The organism is Pseudomonas fluorescens NCIMB 11764, from assembly GCF_000293885.2.
Lineage (GTDB): Bacteria > Pseudomonadota > Gammaproteobacteria > Pseudomonadales > Pseudomonadaceae > Aquipseudomonas > Aquipseudomonas fluorescens_B.
The window spans coordinates 6879053-6898055 of record NZ_CP010945.1; the positions used below are offsets into that span (position 1 = coordinate 6879053).

20 protein-coding genes and 1 other RNA gene are annotated in these 19003 nt (G+C 59.2%); 5 read left to right on the forward strand and 16 right to left on the reverse strand.

Annotated features, from left to right (window positions below):
* From mraY to rsmI, 9 genes are all read right to left on the reverse strand, one after another.
* A complete protein-coding gene (gene mraY, locus B723_RS31190) occupies positions 1–1083 on the reverse strand; it encodes a phospho-N-acetylmuramoyl-pentapeptide-transferase (protein ID WP_008037292.1) in 1083 nt (360 codons plus the stop codon).
* Positions 1083–2450 carry a UDP-N-acetylmuramoyl-tripeptide--D-alanyl-D-alanine ligase gene (locus B723_RS31195; RefSeq protein WP_017340688.1) on the reverse strand — a complete coding sequence of 456 codons (1368 nt, stop codon included), beginning with the start codon at positions 2448–2450 and terminating at the stop codon, positions 1083–1085. The genes mraY and B723_RS31195 overlap by 1 nt, the downstream gene beginning before the upstream one ends.
* On the reverse strand, positions 2443–3906 hold the full coding sequence (locus B723_RS31200) for a UDP-N-acetylmuramoyl-L-alanyl-D-glutamate--2,6-diaminopimelate ligase (RefSeq protein WP_017340689.1): 1464 nt from the start codon (positions 3904–3906) through the stop codon (positions 2443–2445). The genes B723_RS31195 and B723_RS31200 overlap by 8 nt, the downstream gene beginning before the upstream one ends.
* On the reverse strand, positions 3906–5645 hold the full coding sequence (locus B723_RS31205) for a peptidoglycan D,D-transpeptidase FtsI family protein (protein ID WP_193393040.1): 1740 nt from the start codon (positions 5643–5645) through the stop codon (positions 3906–3908). Before B723_RS31205 ends, B723_RS31200 begins: the two co-directional genes overlap by 1 nt.
* Complete coding sequence (ftsL, locus tag B723_RS31210; protein ID WP_017340691.1) at positions 5645–5938, reverse strand: cell division protein FtsL; 294 nt, start codon at positions 5936–5938, stop codon at positions 5645–5647. Before ftsL ends, B723_RS31205 begins: the two co-directional genes overlap by 1 nt.
* Positions 5935–6882, reverse strand: a complete 948-nt coding sequence (gene rsmH / locus B723_RS31215; RefSeq protein ID WP_017340692.1) for a 16S rRNA (cytosine(1402)-N(4))-methyltransferase RsmH — start codon at positions 6880–6882, stop codon at positions 5935–5937. The genes ftsL and rsmH overlap by 4 nt, the downstream gene beginning before the upstream one ends.
* Positions 6879–7334, reverse strand: a complete 456-nt coding sequence (gene mraZ, locus B723_RS31220; RefSeq protein WP_008025967.1) for a division/cell wall cluster transcriptional repressor MraZ — start codon at positions 7332–7334, stop codon at positions 6879–6881. Before mraZ ends, rsmH begins: the two co-directional genes overlap by 4 nt.
* 354 nt (positions 7335–7688) lie before the next feature.
* Positions 7689–8042: RNase P RNA component class A (gene rnpB / locus B723_RS31770), an RNA gene on the reverse strand.
* Between the two features lie 75 nt (positions 8043–8117).
* Positions 8118–9023, reverse strand: coding sequence for a 16S rRNA (cytidine(1402)-2'-O)-methyltransferase (gene rsmI, locus B723_RS31225; protein ID WP_017340693.1), 906 nt, complete (start codon positions 9021–9023; stop codon positions 8118–8120).
* Positions 9024–9199: 176 nt separating this feature from the next.
* Between rsmI and B723_RS31230 the strand changes: the two genes are divergently transcribed.
* The 4 genes from B723_RS31230 to B723_RS31245 all read left to right on the forward strand — a co-directional run bounded on the left by B723_RS31230 (position 9200) and on the right by B723_RS31245 (position 12646).
* Entirely contained in the window at positions 9200–11011 is a 1812-nt protein-coding gene (locus B723_RS31230; protein ID WP_017340694.1) for a penicillin-binding protein activator, read from the forward strand.
* Positions 11011–11373 carry a YraN family protein gene (locus tag B723_RS31235; RefSeq protein WP_017340695.1) on the forward strand — a complete coding sequence of 121 codons (363 nt, stop codon included), beginning with the start codon at positions 11011–11013 and terminating at the stop codon, positions 11371–11373. The genes B723_RS31230 and B723_RS31235 overlap by 1 nt, the downstream gene beginning before the upstream one ends.
* Positions 11374–11477: 104 nt before the next feature.
* Positions 11478–12071, forward strand: coding sequence for a phosphoheptose isomerase (locus B723_RS31240; RefSeq protein WP_008025961.1), 594 nt, complete (start codon positions 11478–11480; stop codon positions 12069–12071).
* Positions 12068–12646 carry a BON domain-containing protein gene (locus tag B723_RS31245; RefSeq protein WP_008025960.1) on the forward strand — a complete coding sequence of 193 codons (579 nt, stop codon included), beginning with the start codon at positions 12068–12070 and terminating at the stop codon, positions 12644–12646. The genes B723_RS31240 and B723_RS31245 overlap by 4 nt, the downstream gene beginning before the upstream one ends.
* A gap of 148 nt (positions 12647–12794) precedes the next feature.
* Here the strand turns inward: B723_RS31245 and B723_RS31250 are convergent, their stop codons facing one another.
* The 7 genes from B723_RS31250 to rplM form a co-directional block, all read right to left on the reverse strand.
* Positions 12795–13208 carry a ClpXP protease specificity-enhancing factor gene (locus B723_RS31250; RefSeq protein ID WP_008037283.1) on the reverse strand — a complete coding sequence of 138 codons (414 nt, stop codon included), beginning with the start codon at positions 13206–13208 and terminating at the stop codon, positions 12795–12797.
* 16 nt (positions 13209–13224) lie between these two features.
* Positions 13225–13842: a glutathione S-transferase N-terminal domain-containing protein gene (locus B723_RS31255; protein WP_007905304.1), complete on the reverse strand. Its 618-nt coding sequence runs from the start codon at positions 13840–13842 to the stop codon at positions 13225–13227.
* Between the two features lie 151 nt (positions 13843–13993).
* A complete protein-coding gene (locus B723_RS31260; protein WP_017340696.1) occupies positions 13994–14776 on the reverse strand; it encodes a cytochrome c1 in 783 nt (260 codons plus the stop codon).
* Positions 14776–15987, reverse strand: a complete 1212-nt coding sequence (locus tag B723_RS31265; protein WP_017340697.1) for a cytochrome b — start codon at positions 15985–15987, stop codon at positions 14776–14778. The genes B723_RS31260 and B723_RS31265 overlap by 1 nt, the downstream gene beginning before the upstream one ends.
* On the reverse strand, positions 15987–16580 hold the full coding sequence (gene petA / locus B723_RS31270) for a ubiquinol-cytochrome c reductase iron-sulfur subunit (protein ID WP_007905300.1): 594 nt from the start codon (positions 16578–16580) through the stop codon (positions 15987–15989). The genes B723_RS31265 and petA overlap by 1 nt, the downstream gene beginning before the upstream one ends.
* Positions 16581–16847: 267 nt before the next feature.
* Complete coding sequence (gene rpsI, locus B723_RS31275) at positions 16848–17240, reverse strand: 30S ribosomal protein S9 (RefSeq protein WP_003205364.1); 393 nt, start codon at positions 17238–17240, stop codon at positions 16848–16850.
* Between the two features lie 14 nt (positions 17241–17254).
* A complete protein-coding gene (gene rplM, locus B723_RS31280) occupies positions 17255–17683 on the reverse strand; it encodes a 50S ribosomal protein L13 (RefSeq protein ID WP_007905295.1) in 429 nt (142 codons plus the stop codon).
* A gap of 245 nt (positions 17684–17928) precedes the next feature.
* On the opposite strand from rplM, the gene B723_RS31285 reads away from it, so the two are divergent.
* The gene (locus tag B723_RS31285; RefSeq protein ID WP_017340698.1) at positions 17929–18969 is read left to right on the forward strand and encodes an NADP(H)-dependent aldo-keto reductase; all 1041 of its coding nucleotides are present in this window, start codon (positions 17929–17931) and stop codon (positions 18967–18969) included.
* Positions 18970–19003: the final 34 nt, after the last annotated feature.

A 19003-nucleotide genomic window follows, 5' to 3' on the forward strand; every position in this document is an offset into this window, starting at 1 on the left:
CTACCTCAGCTTCAGGGTGGCAAGGCCGACCAGTACGAGAATCACGGTGATGATCCAGAAACGGACGATCACGCGTGGCTCGGGCCAGCCCTTGAGTTCAAAGTGGTGGTGAATCGGCGCCATGCGGAACACGCGGCGACCGGTCAACTTGAAGGATGCGACCTGGATGACCACCGACAGGGTTTCCATCACGAACACACCGCCCATGATGAACAGGACGATTTCCTGGCGGACGATCACCGCGATGGTGCCCAGGGCTGCGCCCAGCGCCAGTGCGCCGACGTCGCCCATGAAGACTTGTGCCGGATAGGTGTTGAACCAGAGGAAGCCAAGGCCCGCACCGATCAGCGCACCGCAGAACACGATCAACTCACCGGCGCCCGGTACGTACGGGATCAGCAGGTATTCAGCGAATTTCACGTTACCCGACAGGTAGCAGAAAATGCCCAGGCCACCGCCGACCATCACGGTCGGCATGATCGCCAGGCCATCGAGGCCGTCGGTCAGGTTGACCGCGTTGCTCGAGCCGACGATCACGAAATAGGTCAGGACGATGAAGCCGGCGCCCAGCGGAATGCTGTAGTCCTTGAGCATCGGCAGGATCAGGGTGGTTTCGACCGGCGTCGCAGCGGTCATATAAAGGAAGATCGCCGCGCCCAGGCCGAACACCGACTGCCAGAAGTATTTCCAGCGGCTTGGCAAGCCTTTGGAATTCTTCTCGATCACTTTGCGATAGTCATCGACCCAGCCGATGGCACCGAACAGCAACGTGACCAGCAACACGGTCCACACATAGCGGTTGCTCAGGTCAGCCCAGAGCAAGGTGCTCACCCCGATCGACGACAGGATCAGTGCGCCACCCATGGTCGGCGTGCCGGATTTGGACAGGTGCGATTGTGGACCGTCGTTACGAACGGACTGACCGATCTGGCGGTTCTGCAACGTGCGGATCATCCACGGGCCGTAGCACAGCGACAGGACCAGCGCGGTCAGCACACCGAGAATCCCGCGCAGGGTCAGGTACTGGAAGACCGCGAAGCCTTTGTAGAACTGTTGCAGGTACTCCGCTAACAGCAGCAGCATCAATGTTTCTCCAGGCTGGACCCGCACAAAGCGGCGACGATGTTTTCCATCGCAGCGCTGCGCGAGCCCTTGATCAAAATGGTGGTGTTTGTGTCTTGCTCGGCGCCGAGGGCCTTGATCAGTTCAGCTTGGGTACTGAAGTGAAAAGCCTGCTCGCCGAAAGCCTTCACGGCGTGGGTCATCATGGGCCCGACCGCGTAAAGTGCGGAAACCTTGCCACGGGCGTACTCGCCCACGTCGCGGTGCCCCTGCTCCGCCCAGTCGCCCAACTCGCCGATATCCCCGAGCACCAGAACGGTGCGTCCGGAAAAGCCGGCGAGTATATCAACGGCAGCGCACATGGATGTGGGGTTCGCGTTGTAGGTGTCATCGATCACGCGCATGCCATTGGTGGCCAGTTGCGCAACGGTGCGGCCCTTGACCGGCTGCACGGCGCCAAGGCCGGTGGCGATACCGAACAGCGACACGCCCAGGGCATGCGCAGCAGCGGCGGCGGCCATGGCATTGGCAACGTTATGGGTGCCGAGCAGGTTCAGTTGAACGCGCTCCACACCGTCAGGACTGTGCAGGTTGAACGCCGGGCAACCGCGAGCGTCGCGGTCCAGGTCGCTGGCGTAGAAGTCGGCGCTGACGTTGCTCAGGGCGAAGGTCAGGACTTTGCGACCGGCGGCGCGGGTCTTCCAGATCTCGAAGGCCTTGTCGTCAAGATTGAGCACCGCGACGCCATCGGCCGCCAGTCCTTCAATAATCTCGCCCTTGGCTTCAACGATTTTTTCCGGCCCGCCGAACTCGCCGACGTGGGCGGTTCCGGCATTGTTGAGCACGGCCACATGGGGTTTGGTCATGCCGACGGTGTAGGCGATTTCGCCAAGACGCGAAGCCCCCAGTTCGATCACGGCCGCAGTATGTTCCGGCGCGAGTTCGAGCAAGGTCAGCGGCACGCCGAGGTCGTTGTTCAGGTTGCCGCGGGTCGCCAGCACCGGACCGCGCGTGCGCAGTATGCTCGCGAGCATTTCCTTGACCGTGGTCTTGCCGCTGGAGCCCGTGATGGCGGCAACCGGATGGGTAAACGCCGCACGATTCATCCCGCCCAATTGACCCAGCGCCTGACGGGTGTCCTTGACCAGCAATTGCGGCAGCGCGCTGTCGGCGACTTCGCGCTCGACCAGGGCACCGACGGCGCCTTTGCTGGCAACGTCGTTCAGATAATCATGACCGTCGAAGCGCGGACCGGTCAGGGCAATGAACAGCTGACCCGGCTTGATCGCACGGCTGTCGATGCTGACACCCTCGAAAGTGGCATCGGCGAGGATCAATCGGCCATTCAGTGCGCGGGTCAGTTCGCTCAGTTTCAGGGGTTCAAGCATGGGCCACCTCCCACGCGGTCAACGCGTGATCCGCTTCGACCAGATCAGAGAAGTCGTGGCGCTGACCGTTGATTTCCTGATAGTCCTCGTGACCTTTACCGGCCAGGACAATCACGTCATCCACCGAGGCGCTGGCGATCAACTGGGCAATCGCCTGACCACGACCGGCGACGAAAGTAACTTTGTCCACATCGGTGAATCCGGCGCGGATGTCATCGAAAATCACGGCCGGATCTTCGGTGCGCGGATTGTCATCGGTCACCAGCACGCCATCGGCCAGACGCTCGACCACTTCGGCCATCAGCGGACGCTTGCCGCGATCGCGATCACCGCCGCAACCGAACAGGCACAACAAGCGGCCTTTGGCGTGCGGGCGCAGGGCCATCAATACTTTTTCCAGCGCATCCGGGGTGTGGGCGTAATCGACCACCACCAACGGCTGAGTACCTCCGCCCAGGCGCTGCATGCGTCCGGCAGGGCCTTCGAGTTTTGGCAGGACCTTGAGAATTTCGTCCAGCGCATAGTCCAGACCGAGCAAGGCGCCGACCGCAGCCAAGACGTTGCTCAGGTTGAAGCGACCGAGCAAGGTGCTGCGCAGATGGTGCTCGCCTTGCGGTGTAACCAAGGTCGCGCGCACGCCTTCGTCGTCGAACTGTGCTTCGCGGCAATACAGGTAAGCGCTGCTGTCGAGCAGGCTGTAGGTGATCAAGCGCGATTCGCGTTTTTCGGCAGCCAGTTGCCGACCGAAATCGTCGTCGAGGTTAACCACCCGGCATTTCAGATCGTTCCAGGCAAACAACCTGGCCTTGGCTTCGCCGTAGGCTTCCATGGTGCCGTGGTAATCCAGATGATCGCGGGACAGGTTGGTCATCACCGCCACATCAAACGCCAACGCGGTGACACGCCCCTGATCCAGACCGTGGGACGACACTTCCATGGCCACGGCTTTGGCACCGGCCTTTTTCAGGTCAGCCAGGGTTGCCTGCACCGCGATCGGATTCGGTGTGGTGTGCAGGCCGCTTTCCAGCGCGCCGTAGAAACCCGAGCCCAATGTGCCGACGATGCCGCAGTGTTGACCGAGCAGGTCCAGCGCTTGCGCCACCAACTGGGTCACGCTGGTTTTGCCGTTGGTGCCGGTCACGCCGACCAGGTTCAGGTGGCGGCTCGGGTCACCGTAAAAACGCCCGGCGATGTCCGACAGCTGCGCCGCGAGGCCTTTCACCGGGATCATCGGCACATCGGTGATCGGCAATACGGTTGCGCCTTCGACTTCATAAGCCACGGCCGCCGCACCACGCTGCAAGGCGTCGGTGATGTGCGCGCGACCGTCGAACTTGCCGCCGGGGACGGCAAGAAACAGGTCGCCTGCCCGTACGTTGCGGCTGTCCAGTGCCAATTCACGGATCAACAGATCGCGGCCGGCGTGGGCGAAAATCTTGTTCAGACTCAGAGACATCAGCCGCGCCCTCCATTGGCTTTCAGCGGAACGACCGGTGTTGCGTTGGCCTGTTGAACCGGTGGCAGGTTGTCCGGCGTGATGTTCATCAGGCGCAACGTCCCGGACATCACTTTGCTGAACACCGGCGCCGATACCAGGCCCCCGAAGTAACCGGCCTTGGTCGGTTCATCGATCACCACCACGATGGCGTAACGCGGATCGCTCATCGGGCCGAAGCCGGCGAACAACGAGCGGTAGGAATTCTCGGCGTAGCCTTTGGTGCCGACCGACGTTTTACGTGCGGTACCGGACTTGCCACCCACGTGATACGCCGGCACCTGCGCACGGAATACACCGCGCGGGGCCTCGATCACTTGTTGCAGCATGGTCTGCATGGTTTTCGCGACCGCTTCCGGCAACACTTGCGTGGTTTGCGGCGCCTTGTCGGTCTTGATCAGGGTCAGTGGCGCGAGGCGACCGTTGTTGGCCAGGGCCGAGAAGGCATGGACCAACTGGATCGCAGTCACGGAAATACCGTAGCCGTAGGACAGCGTCGCGGTTTCAGCCTTGCGCCATTCGCGGTAGTTCGGCAGGTTGCCCACGCGCTCGCCCGGGAAGCCGAGGCCCGTGTCCTGGCCGAGGCCGACTTTCTGCGCCAGACGGAAAATGGTTTCGCCGCCGATATCGAATGCGACCTTACTCATGCCGACGTTACTGGAGTTGATCAGAATGCCGGTCAGGTCGAGCACCGGACCTTCACTCTTGGAGACGTCCTTGATGGTGTACTTGCCAATCTGCAAGGTGCCCGGATACACCTCGACGGTGTCGGTCGGTTTCCAGCGGCCGGTTTCGATCGCAGCGCTCATGGAAATCGCTTTCATGGTCGAACCCGGTTCGAACACGTCGATCATCGCGCGGTTACGCATCATCGCCGGCTGCAGGTTGCGACGGTTGTTCGGGTTATAGGTCGGCTGGTTGACCATGGCGAGGATCTCGCCAGTCTTCACGTCCATGATCACCAGGCTGCCGGCCTTGGCGCCGTTCTCGATGATCGCGTTGCGCAGTTCGCGGTTGGCCAGGTATTGCAGACGCAGGTCAATGGACAACGCCAAGGGCTTGCCGGCCTTGGCGTTTTTGGTCACCTGAACATCTTTGATAAGTCGCCCGCGCCGGTCCTTGATGACCTGTCGCTTGCCGGGGACCCCGGCGAGCCATTCGTCATAAGCCAGTTCGACACCTTCACGACCGTGGTCATCGATGTCGGTAAAGCCCACCATGTGCGCGGTCACTTCGCCAGCCGGGTAGAAACGGCGGAATTCTTCAATGCCGTAGACGCCCGGTACTTTCAGGTCGAGCACGGACTGGCCTTGCTCAGGCGTCAGCCCGCGCACCAGATAAATGAATTCTTTGTTGGCCTGGGCTTCGAGACGTTCGGCCAGGGCTTTCGGATCCTGACCCAACGCGGCGGCCAGTGCGGGCCACTTCTCTTTGGCCAGCTGCATTTCCTTGGCGTTGGCCCACAGGGTGGTGACCGGGGTACTGACGGCCAATGGCTCGCCGTTACGGTCGGTAATCAGACCACGGTGAGCCGGAATCGGGATGTGACGAACGCTGCGCGCGTCGCCCTGACCTTTCAGGAAGGCACGGTCGACCACTTGCAGGTCAATGATGCGCCAGCAAATCGCCGCGACCATGACGCCGAGCAAACCCACCACCAGGCGAAAACGCCATGGGAACATTGCGCCTTCGAGTTTCATCATGGCGCCACCATCTGCACGTCAGCCGCGCCGGGGATGTGCATCTTCAGTTGCTCGGTGGCCAGGACTTCGATGCGGCTGTGGGCGGTCCAGGTGCTCTGCTCGAGAATCAGCCGCCCCCATTCCGCCTGCGCCTTGTCGCGCACGCTCAACTCGCTGTACAGCGAGTTCAACAGCTGACGGTTCCAGTGGGCGCTGTATGACACGCCGATGGCCGACACAAGCACGCCCACGAACAGCAGCAGCATGAAAAAGCTTCCGCCGGGCAGTGGCTTGGCGAAAAGCTTGCTCACCGCAGCTTCTCCGCGACGCGCATGACGGCGCTACGGGAACGTGGGTTGGCTTTGAGTTCGGCCTCGGAGGCGGACTGCGCTTTGCCATGGACTTTGATTTTCGGTTCGAAAGCGACGTGACGCACCGGCAGATTGCGCGGCAGGTTGTCGGCTTCGCCTTTCACCAGCTTGCGCATGAACAGTTTGACGATGCGGTCTTCCAGCGAATGGAAGCTGATGACGACCAGACGACCGCCGATTTCCAGGCATTCCAGCGCGGCTTCGAGGCCGGCTTCCAGATCGCCCAGTTCATTGTTGACGTGGATACGCAGGCCCTGAAACGCACGGGTCGCCGGGTTCTTGCCCTTTTCCCACGCCGGGTTGGCGACTTTCAGGACTTCAGCCAGGTCGCCGGTGCGCTCGAACGGCTTGATGTCGCGACGCTCGGCCACGGCACGCGCCATGCGGCCGGAGAAACGTTCTTCGCCGTATTCCTTGAATACCCGGGCGATTTCTTCCACCGGCGCGGTGTTGACGAACTCGGCGGCGCTGATCCCGCGGGACGGGTCCATACGCATGTCCAGCGGACCATCGTTGAGGAAACTGAAGCCGCGCTCAGGGTCGTCGAGCTGTGGCGAGGACACGCCCAGGTCAAGCAAAACGCCGCTGACCTTGCCGGCCAGACCGCGCTCGACCACTTCCGAACCGAGCTCGGCAAAGCTGCGCTGCACAACGACAAAGCGGCCGTCTTCGGCCGCTAGCGCTTGCCCGGTGGCAATCGCTTGAGGATCTTTATCAAATCCGAGCACTCGACCATCGGGACCCAGCTTGCTGAGGATCAACCGACTGTGTCCGCCGCGCCCGAACGTGCCGTCCAGATAGCAGCCATCAGGACGTACGGCGAGAGCCTCGACGGCTTCGTCAAGCAGTACGGTGATGTGGTTAAAGCCGCTATCAATAGTCACAGGATCAAATCACGCAGTTCATCAGGCATGGCGCCCGGTTGTTGAATAGCAGCCAGGTCAGCGGCAGAAACCGCATCCCAGGCATCCTCGTCCCACAATTGGAACTTGTTCAGTTGGCCTACCAGCATCGCGCGCTTGTCCAATCGGGCATATTCACGAAGACGCGGCGGAACCAGAAAACGACCACTGCCATCGAGCTCGAGGTCGACGGCATTACCAATCAGTAAACGTTGCAGGCGGCGGTTCTCTTCGCGAAGCGAAGGCAGTGCGCGCAGTTTGGTTTCAATAATTTCCCACTCATCGAGGGGGTAAACACACAAACACGGATCAACGGCATCAATTGTGACGATTAGCTGCCCGGAACTACGCGAAACGAGCTCGTCACGGTACCGGCTCGGCATGGCGAGACGGCCCTTTGCGTCGAGACTGATAGCGTTAGCTCCGCGAAACACGTCAGCGTTTCTCCAAATATTAGCGTTTTGCGTTCAAAAAACCCACTTCATGCCACTTTCCGCCACTTGCGCACACTATAGGAATGCGGCCACCGCACCGTCAAGGCGCGGATTAAAGGAAAACCCTTACAGAACTGAGATTTAGGAGCGTATTAGGAGGGGTAACGAGAATCTGGCGGATGAATTTGTCCAATAACTTGAATCAGCACTGGAGGCTGCACTCAGAAGTTAAAGTAGTTTGTTAAGAGTAAGATTTTTTCGGTATTACAAAAGAGGATATGCGATGGATTATGCAAGGAGGGAAACTGCCATTACGAGCGCCCTGCTCAATGATTCAAGCAGGGAGGAAAAAAGGTGGAGAGTCGATCTGTAAGCCGGGTTCTGTCTTGAACAGTCATTCGTCTACGATGGCCATCACTGGACATCTTTAGCAACCTACCCGGTCCCAGCGCGGGCCACGCCTTGGGACCCTATTTGGTCTTGCTCCAAGTGGGGTTTACCTAGCCACGAACTGTTGCCAGACGTGCGGTGCGCTCTTACCGCACCTTTTCACCCTTACCGGCGCCGAAGCGCTTAGGCGGTTATTTTCTGTGGCACTTTCCGTAGGCTCACGCCTCCCAGGCATTACCTGGCACTTCGCCCTATGGAGCCCGGACTTTCCTCCCCCCCCTAATTTTCATAGAAGGCAGCGACTGTCCGATCGACTCTCCGCCGCGAAGGTTAACGGCAGAGCGGCCGAAGAACAAGCGTTAAACGCCTTCAGCCACGCCTGCACGTCGGGTTTTACTCGCCCTTCTGTTTATCCAGCGCCACCTGATACAGAACATTCTTGCGCTCGCCGGTAATTTGCGCCGCCAAGGCTGCGGCACGCTTGAGCGGCATCTCTTCGAGCAACAGATTGAGAATGCGCATGGCTTCACTGCTGACGGCGTCCTCGGTTTCGGGGGCCGACCAGCCCGCGACCAGCACCACGCACTCACCGCGCTGCTGATTGCTGTCCGACTCGACGAACTCGCGCAGCTCGGCCAAGGGCAGGCCTTTGAGGGTTTCGAAGGTTTTGGTCAGCTCCCGCGCCAGCAACGCCGGACGCTCCGGGCCAAAAACCAGCTCCATGTCTTGCAGGCATTCAAGAATGCGGTGTGGGGCCTCGTAGAAAATCAGCGTACGCGGCTCTTCTTTAAGCAGTTCAAGACGGGCACGACGACCGACAGCCTTCGCCGGCAGGAAGCCTTCGAAGATAAAACGATCCGAAGGCAGACCCGCCGCAGACAGCGCCGCGATCAATGCACAGGCGCCCGGAACCGGCACCACGTTGATTCCCGCCGCGCGAGCCTGACGCACCAGGTGATAACCCGGATCGGAAATCAGCGGCGTCCCGGCATCGGAAATCAGCGCCACATCGTCGCCAGCGAGCAGGCGGGTAATAAAGCGGCTACCTTCATCCCGCTCATTGTGTTCATGGCAGGCTGCCAGCGGCGTAGGAATGCCGAAGTGCTGCATCAATCGCTGGGAGTGACGCGTGTCTTCGGCGGCGATCAAGGCCACTTCGCGCAGGATCTTCAGCGCGCGCGCACTGATGTCGTCCAGGTTGCCGATGGGCGTCGCCACCACATAAAGCGAGCCAGCAGCGGAATTCAAAGCACCTGGAGCAGTCAAAGCGCACACCTCATGATCGGTAAAAGCCGCCATTGTAGCGCGTAGCGATGCTTTCGATACGCGCAAGCAAGCCCGGTTTTTTCAGCCATTTGTGCAGTGCTGCAACATTTGTACGAGCTAAATTGATCGATTCACGCCAGCAACATCGCGCCCCGGCCAGTGCTTGGGTACAATTCCACGCTAATTTGATCGAGTATCAGGAACACTACATGATCGCTTGCCTGCGGCTGTTCACTGCCCTCTGCCTCGCTGCCTTGCTGGCGGCTTGCGCCAGCTCGCCCTCTTCCAGCCTTGGCGAACTTCCACGGACCCCGGATGCCAGCATCGAGCAACTGCTCGATCAGGCCGCCAAAAGCAAAACACCGGAGCAAGCTGCCCTGCTTCGCTTGAGTGCGGCAGACCTGGCTTATCGCCAGGGCAATGCCGGCCAGTCCGCGCAAATCCTGCAACAAGTGCCGGTCGAACAACTCAAGCCTGGCCAACAGGTATTTGCCAGCACCCTGGCGGCTGAACTGGCCATGACGCGCAATCAGCCGAAAGCTGCGCTGACGGCCTTGAGCCACCCGAGCCTGCAGCGCCTGGGCGAATTGCCTGTCGAACAACAGGTTCGCACTGGCACCGTGCATGCCCGCGCCCTTGAAGCCGATGGCCAGACCCTCGCCGCCGCACGGGAGCGTATTTTCATCGCACCGATGCTGAGCGGTGAAGCGGCAAGCAAAAACCACGAAGCGATCTGGACCCTGATCGCCTCGCTGCCAACCGATCAACTGCAACCGACCACCAACGACGACCTCGGTGGCTGGATGGGCCTGGCGCTGGCGGTGAAAACCGCTGGCACCCTGGAGCAGCAGCAAGCCGCGATCGACACCTGGCGCGCCCAGAACCCTAAACACCCGGCCGCCGCCCAGTTGCCCCTGCCACTGACCAGGCTCAAGGAACTGGCCAGCCAGCCCCTGAGCAAGATCGCCCTGCTGCTGCCGCAAGACGGCCCGCTGGCAACCGTCGGCAAAGCGCTTCGCGAAGGTTTCATGGCGGCCCATTACCAGGCTCAACAAGCCGGTCAGAAACCGCCAGCCATCGAGTTCTATGACAGCTCGCGCCTGACCTCCCTCGACGAGTTCTATCGCAAGGCTCAGGCCGATGGCGTGCAACTGGTCGTCGGGCCACTGGAAAAGCCGCTGGTCAAACAGCTCAGCGCTCGTCCGCAGCTGCCGATCACGACCCTGGCGCTGAATTACAGCGAAGGCGAACAAGGCCCGGCGCAGCTGTTCCAGTTCGGTCTTGCCGCTGAAGACGAAGCGCGCGAAGTGTCCCGTCGCGCTCGCGCCGACGGCCTGCATCGCGCCGCCATCATGGTGCCGAAAGGCGAATGGGGCGATCGCGTACTGAGAGCGTTCAGCCAGGATTGGCAAGCCAACGGCGGCAGCATCGTTGCCACCGAACGTGTAGACCAGCCGGTGCAACTGGCCCAGCAGATTGCCGACATGTTCCAGCTGCGCCAGAGCGAAGGCCGCGCCAAGAGCCTGCAAAGCACTGTTGGTTCGCAGGTAGCCGCCCAGCCGTCGCGCCGTCAGGACATCGAGTTCATCTTCCTGGCCGCCACACCTCAGCAGGCCCAGCAGATCAAGCCGACCCTGAACTTCCAGTACGCTGGCGATGTGCCGGTGTACGCCACGTCCCACGTGTTCAGCGCCAGCGGCGACGCCAACCAGTACAACGACATGAATGGCGTTCGTTTCTGCGAAACCCCATGGCTGCTGGATGCCAATGATCCACTGCGCAAACAAGTGACTGCACAATGGCCACAAGCCGGCGGCAGCCTGGGCCGCCTGTATGCGATGGGCGTCGATGCCTATCGCCTGGCTCCACGCCTGGGGCAACTCAAGGCACTGCCGGACAGCCGCATCGAAGGCCAATCGGGCAGCCTGGGCATGACTCAGAACCAACGCGTGGTGCGCCAGTTGCCATGGGCCCAGTTCGTCAACGGCCAGGTTCAACGCCTGCCGGACACCCCGCGCTGATGCCTGACAGGTCACGCCAGCAAAGCGGTAAAGATGCCGAGCGCCACGCGCTCGAGCATCTTCAACAACAGGGTCTGCGCCTGCTGGCGCAGAACTGGTTGTGTAAACGCGGCGAGCTTGATCTGGTCATGCTTGATGGCGATACAGTAGTATTCGTTGAAGTTCGCTACAGAAAAAACACTCAATGGGGTGGCGCGCTCGATAGCATCGATGAGCGCAAACGGCAGAAACTGATTGTTGCCGCGCAGTATTTTCTTCAGCGCGAGTCGCGTTGGGCCAATTCCCCTTGCCGTTTCGACGTGGTCGCCATCGACAGCAACCACGATCAGTTGAACTGGCTGCAGAATGCCTTCGACAGCTGATCGCGTGCGTCCCGAAACGGACACTTTCACCCAACAATTTTGCTCTTTGCTTTGCGGGCTGCACATTCATGTGCCGAGTAGCCGCGCTAATTAAGGTCACACAGATGGACATGCAATCCCGAATTCGCCAGCTTTTTCAGGCCAGTATCGACACCAAGCAAATGGCGATGGACGTACTTGCACCGCACATCGAGCAAGCCAGCCAGGTGATGGTCAACGCCCTGCTCAACGAAGGCAAAATGCTGTCCTGCGGCAACGGCGGCTCCGCCGGCGACGCCCAGCATTTCTCGTCCGAGCTGCTCAACCGCTTCGAACGCGAGCGCCCGAGCCTGCCGGCTATTGCGCTGACCACCGACAGTTCGACGATCACCTCGATCGCCAACGACTACAGCTACAACGAAATCTTCTCCAAGCAAATCCGCGCGCTCGGCCAGCCGGGCGACGTATTGCTGGCGATTTCCACCAGCGGCAACTCGGCAAACATAATTCAAGCGATCCAGGCCGCACATGATCGCGAAATGATTGTCGTAGCATTGACCGGTCGCGATGGCGGCGGCATGGCGTCGCTGCTGTTGCCCGAGGACGTCGAGATTCGCGTACCGGCCAACGTCACCGCACGTATTCAGGAAGTCCACCTGCTGGCGATCCATTGCCTTTGCGACTTGATCGACAGCCAACTGTTCGGGAGTGAAGAATGACCCCTAATCGCCTAGGCCTTCTGGCCTTGACTCTGTGCCTTGGCATCAGCGGCTGCACCTCGGTGGTTAACGCCAGCCGTGAAGCACCGATCGATGATGACCGCGGCACGCGCACCTTGGGCAGCAAGATCGACGACTCTCTGATCGACACCAAGGTCGGCGTGAACATCGCCAAGGCCGATCCAGCCCTGGACAACGATTCGCACATCGTCGTCACCAGCTTCAACGGTGTCGTGCTGCTCGCCGGCCAAACCCCACGCGCAGATCTCAAGGCCAAGGCCGAACAGGCCGCCGCCGCTGTCCAGCGCGTGAAGACGGTACATAACGAACTGCAGGTGCTGCCGCCCTCTGGCTTCCTTGCCCGCCAGAACGACACCTGGCTGACCTCCAAGATCAAGACCCAGATGCTCACAGATCCGAACATTCCGGGCTCGCGCATCAAGGTTGTCACCGAGAACGGTATCGTTTACTTGCTGGGCCTGCTGACCAAACAGGAAGCGGCTCAGGCGACCAATCTGGTGCAGGGTGTTTCCGGGGTGCAGAAGATTGTGAAGTTGTTTGAGTACATCGACTGACACTGTACGAGCTATCGAGTGAAACGAGGCTGCGATCTTCTGATCGCGGTTAAAGCAAAATCAAAAGATCGCAGCCTTCGGCAGCTCCTACGGTTTGAAAGTGGTGAAGTAATAAAAAAAGGCGATCCTCTCGGATCGCCTTTTTTTATTACTTCACCACTTTCAAACTGGGTCGACCGCTGGGACGCGGCGGCTCACTGTCGGGTGGCGGAAGATCATCATCCGGCTCAATCTCTTCCTCGTCTTCCATAGGCGATTCCAGATCAAACACCATGCCCTGACCGTTCTCCCGGGCGTAAATGCCCAGGATCGATGCGATAGGCACGTACAGAGTGTGCGGCACGCCACCGAAGCGCCCTTCGAAGCTGACCGCTTCGTTGTCCATGTGCAAATGGCGCACGGCGGCCGGCGAAACGTTCAGGACAATCTGTCCGTCACTGGCGAAACCTTGTGGCACCTGCACCGACGGATATTCGGAGTTGACCAGCATGTGCGGGGTGCAGTCGTTGTCCACAATCCACTCGTAGAGCGCGCGGACCAGATAAGGTCGACTGGAGTTCATAGCGGCTCCTTAAGCCTTAGCGCATATCGCGTTCGACACCAGACAGACTCGCCTGGAAAGCCTCACGCGCAAACGAGCGCTCCATATAATCAAGCAGCGGCTTGGCAGGCCGCGGCAGTTCAATACCTAGAATCGGCAAGCGCCAGAGTATTGGCAATAGGCAGCAATCCACCAGACTTTGTTCCTCGCTGAGGAAAAACGGCTTGTCGGCGAAAAGCGGCGACACGCCAGTCAGGCTTTCGCGCAGCTCTTTACGAGCCACCACGCGAGCTGCTTCCTTGGTCCGCGAATCCAGGATCAGATCCACCAGACCACACCAGTCACGCTGAATACGATGAATCAGCAAACGGCTGTTGGCACGCGCCACTGGATAAACCGGCAGTAAAGGCGGATGCGGGTAACGCTCATCCAGATATTCCATCACCACGGTCGACTCCCACAACGCCAGGTCACGATCGACCAGGGTGGGCAGGCTTCCGTAAGGGTTCACCTCAATCAGTTTAGGCGGCTGACGGCCAGCTTCCACATAAATGATCTCGGCGCTGACACCCTTCTCTGCAAGTACGATACGCACTCGGTGGGAATAGTGGTCGGCGGGGTCGGAGTAACAGGCCAACCGATTGGTCACGCCCATGGCGGTCCTCCTCGCTTGTTGAAATTATCGGAAGCGGAAAAAACGCGCGCGCCCAGAGGGCGCCTCCCGTAACGCCTGGATGACCAGACTCGTTACATTTTCAGAGACGCCCTGGGGCGCGCGCGATTAACAGCAATTGCTTGAAACTTTATCAGTGCACATCTTTCCAGTATTCGCGCTTGAGCAAGTAGGCGAATACAAAGAAGAACGCCAGGTACAGCAACACATAGGTACCGATGCGCTGATGCTCCAGCTTAACCGGGTTAGCCGAGTAAGCGAGGAAGGTTACCAGATTCTTGACCTTCTCATCGAACTGCTCTTCGGTCAGAGCACCGCTCTTCGGCACAATGGTCAGCTGATCGCACGCTTCATGAGTCAGCGCGGTACCGGTCAGCGGATCATATTGCTTCTTGCCGTCCTCGACGATCTGGACCTGTTTGCAACCGACGACCTGACGACCTTGCAGGCCCACCAGGACGTTCGGCATGCCCACGTTCGGGAAGACCTTGTTGTTCACGCCCCAAGGACGCGTCGGGTCTTCGTAGAACGACTTCAGGTAACCGTAGAGCCAGTCCGTACCGCGAACACGAGCCACCAGGGTCAGGTCGGGCGGTGCAGCACCGAACCAGGTCTTGGCGTCAGCCGGCTGCATGCCGATGCTCATGTGGTCGCCAATCTTGGCGCCGGTGAACACCAGCTTCGACAACATCAGATCGTGAGGAATACCCAGATCGTCGGCAACACGCTCGTAGCGTTGGAACTTGGCGCTGTGGCAGCCCATGCAATAGTTGGCGAACGTACGTGCGCCGTCCTGCATGGCAGCTTTATCGGAAACGTCGATGTCGACTTTTTCCAGCGCCGGGCCCGCTTGTCCTGCTGCGAAAGCAAACACTGGCAGTGCAGTGAGCATCAATACCGCAAATAGCTTTTTCATCAGCCAGTCACCCTTTCCGGAACCGGTTTGGTCTTCTCGAGCCTGGTGTAGAACGGCATCAGAATGAAGTAGGCGAAGTACAGGAAGGTACATACCTGCGACAGCAGCGTACGACCCGGCGTCGGAGCCAGAACACCCAGAATGCCGAGGATCACGAACGAAATGCAGAACACCACCAGCCAGATTTTGCTCAGCCAGCCTTTGTAGCGCATCGACTTGACGGGGCTGCGATCCAGCCACGGCAGGACGAACAGCACAGCGATGGCTGCGCCCATGGCGATAACGCCCAGGAGCTTGTCCGGAACCGCCCGCAGAATCGCGTAGAACGGTGTGAAGTACCAGACCGGAGCGATGTGCTCAGGGGTCTTGAAGGCGTTCGCCACTTCAAAGTTCGGCTTCTCGAGGAAGTAGCCGCCCATTTCCGGGAAGAAGAACACGATCGAGCAGAAGATAAACAGGAACACCACCACGCCGACGATATCTTTCACGGTGTAGTACGGGTGGAAGGCAATGCCGTCCAGCGGTACGCCGTTTTCGTCTTTGTGTTTCTTGATGTCGACGCCGTCAGGGTTGTTCGAACCGACTTCGTGCAACGCCAGAACGTGCAGCACCACCAGACCGAGAATCACGATCGGCAGGGCAACAACGTGCAGGGCAAAGAAGCGGTTCAGGGTGATACCGGAAATCAGGTAGTCACCACGGATCCACTGGGTCAGGTCGTTACCGATGACCGGGATCGCACCGAACAGCGAGATAATCACCTGGGCGCCCCAGTAGGACATCTGGCCCCACGGCAGCAGATAACCCATGAAGGCCTCAGCCATCAGCGCCAGGTAAATCAGCATGCCGAAGACCCACACCAGCTCACGCGGCTTCTGGTACGAACCGTAGAGCAAGCCACGGAACATGTGCAGATACACCACGATAAAGAACATCGAAGCGCCGACGGCGTGCAACATACGCAGGATCGAGCCGTACTCGACGTCGCGCATGATGTATTCGACGGAGGCAAAGGCTTCTTCCGCCGACGGGGTGTAGCTCATGGTCAGCCAGACACCGGTGACGATCTGGTTGACCAGAACGAGCAGCGCGAGGGAACCAAAGAAATAGAAGAAGTTGAAGTTCTTCGGGGCGTAGTACTTGCTGAGATGGTCTTCCCACATTTTGGTCGCGGGAAAGCGCGCATCAACCCAATCCATGAACTTGCTCATCACGCTTTCTCCGTATCGACGCCAATGACAATGATGTCATCGGTCTCATAGGAATGCGGGGGAACTGGCAGGTTCAAAGGCGCAGGTTGCGACTTGTAGACGCGGCCAGCCAAATCGTAGTGGGAACCGTGGCAAGGGCAGAAATAACCACCTACCCAATCCTTGCCCAGATCCGCGGGCGCCACTTCTGGACGGAAGGTCGGCGAGCAACCCAGGTGTGTGCAGATACCGATCAGCAGCAGAACCTCTGGCTTGATCGAACGCGTTTCCGGGTCGACATAAGTCGGTTGAGTCGAGTTCTTGGAGGTAGGGTCAGACAGCTGGCCCTCGATCTTTTTCAGATTCCCCAGGATTTCCTCGGTACGGCGGACGATGAACACCGGCTGACCGCGCCACTCAGCAATCATCTGCTGGCCTGGCTCGATTTTGCTGACATTCACTTTCACCGGTGCACCTGCGGCTTTCGCCTTGGCACTGGGAAACCATGACCCCACGAACGGGACCGCAGCCCCCACCGCTCCTGCAGCACCCACCACGGATGTGGCTGCTACCAAGAAGCGACGCCGGCCTGCATTCACGCCGTCATTGCTCATTCAGTCCTCTCCCATCAGCTTTGTGGCCTGTTAAATCAGGCATCTACTAAGTAAAACTATGTACTTATAAAAATTTTGCCGAATGGTAATGAAAAGCCCCAATTCTGACAAGGTAATTACCGAAGGGCTCCACTGCCAAGCCTTGCAGTATAGGGGCTCTACGGCTGTGGCAAGTTGTCACAGAGCAATTCTTTGATAAATCGCGCCCATAAAAAAACGCCCAGCTTCGCGAGGAAACTGGGCGTTCTTTTTGAACGCGAAAGCGAATTAACGCTTCGAGTACTGCGGACGCTTACGCGCTTTACGCAGACCGACTTTCTTACGTTCAACTTCACGTGCGTCACGGGTTACGAAGCCGGCTTTGCGCAGAGCACCGCGCAGAGTTTCGTCGTAGTCCATCAGAGCGCGAGTGATACCGTGGCGGATTGCGCCAGCTTGACCACTTACACCACCGCCGATCACGGTGACGTAGATGTCGAACTTCTCGACAGTCTCAGTCAATTCCAGCGGCTGACGAACTACCATGCGGGCAGTTTCGCGGCCGAAGAAATTATCCAGCGAACGGTTGTTGATGGAGATGTTACCAGTGCCCGGACGCAGGAAAACGCGTGCGGTTGCGGTCTTGCGACGGCCAGTGCCGTAATTTTGAGTCGCCGACATAATGAACTATTCCGTTAAAACTTCAGTTCTTGGGGCTGCTGAGCAGTATGAGGGTGTACAGCGCCCGCATAGACTTTCAGCTTACGATACATGTCGCGACCCAGCGGGTTCTTAGGCAGCATGCCTTTGACCGCGGTCTCGATCACGCGCTCAGGGGCTTTAGCGATCAGCTTTTCGAAGTTGATCGACTTGATGCCGCCCGGGAAACCGGAGTGGGAGTAGTAGATTTTGTCGGTGGTTTTAGCACCGGTTACACGAATCTGCTCGGCATTGATAACGACGATGTAATCGCCGGTGTCAACGTGAGGAGTGTACTCAGCTTTATGCTTGCCACGCAGACGGCTCGCGATTTCGGTGGCCAGACGACCCAGGGTCTGACCTGCAGCGTCGACGACAAACCAGTCGCGCTGTACTGTTTCCGGTTTAGCAGTAAAAGTTTTCATTCTTTATAGCCTCAGGGGCCGCCCTGTAAATTAGACGGCGGATCTTACTGAATAGTGCGTACTTTGACAAGTCAAAGGCAGCCGGATACAGACGCTTTCGGGGGCTCGGGTCGGCGCGTCCGTTCAACGGCAAGATTCTTCGGCGGCGGCGCATCACTTCCACTGCAGAAAGAGGTGCGCAATTATGCAGATTGCGAAAAATATTTCAACCTGCTTTTATGATTGTTTTGCCCAAGGAGCACCCGATGGACTATCGACAGCTAGGCCGAACCAATCTGAACGTGAGCGCCATCTGCCTCGGAACCATGACCTGGGGCGAGCAAAACAGCGAGGCTGAAGCCTTCGCACAGATTGAACGGGCCAAGAGTGCCGGGATCAATTTCATCGACACTGCCGAGATGTACCCGGTGCCACCGAAGGCCGATACCTATGCCACCACCGAGCGCTACATCGGCAATTACTTCAAAAGCCGCGGCGATCGTGCCGACTGGATCCTGGCCAGCAAGATCGCCGGCCCCGGCAACACCATCGACTACATCCGCGACAAAAACCTGCGCCACAACCGCCAGCACATCACCGAAGCGGTGGATGCCAGCCTCAAGCGCCTGCAAACCGATTACATCGACCTCTATCAGTTGCACTGGCCGGAGCGCAGCACCAACTTCTTCGGTCAACTGGGCTACAAACACAAAATCGAAGCCAACCTGACGCCGCTGGAGGACACCCTCGAAGCGCTGGACGAACAGGTCAAGGCCGGCAAGATCCGCCACATCGGCCTGTCCAATGAAACGCCGTGGGGCACCATGCGTTTCCTGGCGCTGGCCGAAGCCCGTGGCTGGCCACGTGCGGTGTCGATCCAGAACCCGTACAACCTGCTCAACCGCAGCTTCGAAGTCGGCCTGGCGGAAATCGCCATCCGCGAACAGTGCGGCCTGCTCGCCTATTCGCCGCTGGCGTTCGGCTTTCTGTCGGGCAAGTACGAAGGTGGCGCGCGTCCGCCGAAGGGCCGCCTGAGTCTCTACAGTCGCTTCAGCCGCTATTTCAATCCACAGTCGGAAGCAGCGTGCAGCCGTTATGTTGCACTGGCCCGTGAGCACGGCCTGGACCCGGCGCAAATGGCGTTGGCGTTCGTGACGCAGCAACCGTTCGTGACCAGCAACATCATCGGCGCGACGACGCTGGAACAGCTGGACAGCAATATCGCCAGTTTCGAGCTGAAACTATCCGACGAAGTGCTTGCGGGGATTGAGGCGATTCACAAGGATCACCCGAATCCTGCACCGTAAATTGTAGCGCCAAAGAAAAGATCGCAGCCTGCGG

Excerpts from the sequence above, each read along its gene's own strand:
- B723_RS31255 (WP_007905304.1), bottom strand. The coding sequence starts at position 13,842 with ATGGGCGTGACCAATCGGTTGGCCTGTTACTCCGACCCCGCCGACCAC.
- B723_RS31285 (WP_017340698.1), top strand. The coding sequence starts at position 17,929 with ATGGACTATCGACAGCTAGGCCGAACCAATCTGAACGTGAGCGCCATC.
- B723_RS31250 (WP_008037283.1), bottom strand. The coding sequence starts at position 13,208 with ATGAACTCCAGTCGACCTTATCTGGTCCGCGCGCTCTACGAGTGGATT.
- petA (WP_007905300.1), bottom strand. The coding sequence starts at position 16,580 with ATGAGCAATGACGGCGTGAATGCAGGCCGGCGTCGCTTCTTGGTAGCA.
- B723_RS31235 (WP_017340695.1), top strand. The coding sequence starts at position 11,011 with ATGCCTGACAGGTCACGCCAGCAAAGCGGTAAAGATGCCGAGCGCCAC.
- mraY (WP_008037292.1), bottom strand. The coding sequence starts at position 1,083 with ATGCTGCTGCTGTTAGCGGAGTACCTGCAACAGTTCTACAAAGGCTTC.
- rsmI (WP_017340693.1), bottom strand. The coding sequence starts at position 9,023 with ATGGCGGCTTTTACCGATCATGAGGTGTGCGCTTTGACTGCTCCAGGT.
- rpsI (WP_003205364.1), bottom strand. The coding sequence starts at position 17,240 with ATGTCGGCGACTCAAAATTACGGCACTGGCCGTCGCAAGACCGCAACC.
- B723_RS31230 (WP_017340694.1), top strand. The coding sequence starts at position 9,200 with ATGATCGCTTGCCTGCGGCTGTTCACTGCCCTCTGCCTCGCTGCCTTG.
- B723_RS31240 (WP_008025961.1), top strand. The coding sequence starts at position 11,478 with ATGGACATGCAATCCCGAATTCGCCAGCTTTTTCAGGCCAGTATCGAC.
- B723_RS31265 (WP_017340697.1), bottom strand. The coding sequence starts at position 15,987 with ATGAGCAAGTTCATGGATTGGGTTGATGCGCGCTTTCCCGCGACCAAA.
- B723_RS31205 (WP_193393040.1), bottom strand. The coding sequence starts at position 5,645 with ATGAAACTCGAAGGCGCAATGTTCCCATGGCGTTTTCGCCTGGTGGTG.
- B723_RS31200 (WP_017340689.1), bottom strand. The coding sequence starts at position 3,906 with ATGTCTCTGAGTCTGAACAAGATTTTCGCCCACGCCGGCCGCGATCTG.
- rplM (WP_007905295.1), bottom strand. The coding sequence starts at position 17,683 with ATGAAAACTTTTACTGCTAAACCGGAAACAGTACAGCGCGACTGGTTT.
- B723_RS31260 (WP_017340696.1), bottom strand. The coding sequence starts at position 14,776 with ATGAAAAAGCTATTTGCGGTATTGATGCTCACTGCACTGCCAGTGTTT.
- B723_RS31245 (WP_008025960.1), top strand. The coding sequence starts at position 12,068 with ATGACCCCTAATCGCCTAGGCCTTCTGGCCTTGACTCTGTGCCTTGGC.
- B723_RS31195 (WP_017340688.1), bottom strand. The coding sequence starts at position 2,450 with ATGCTTGAACCCCTGAAACTGAGCGAACTGACCCGCGCACTGAATGGC.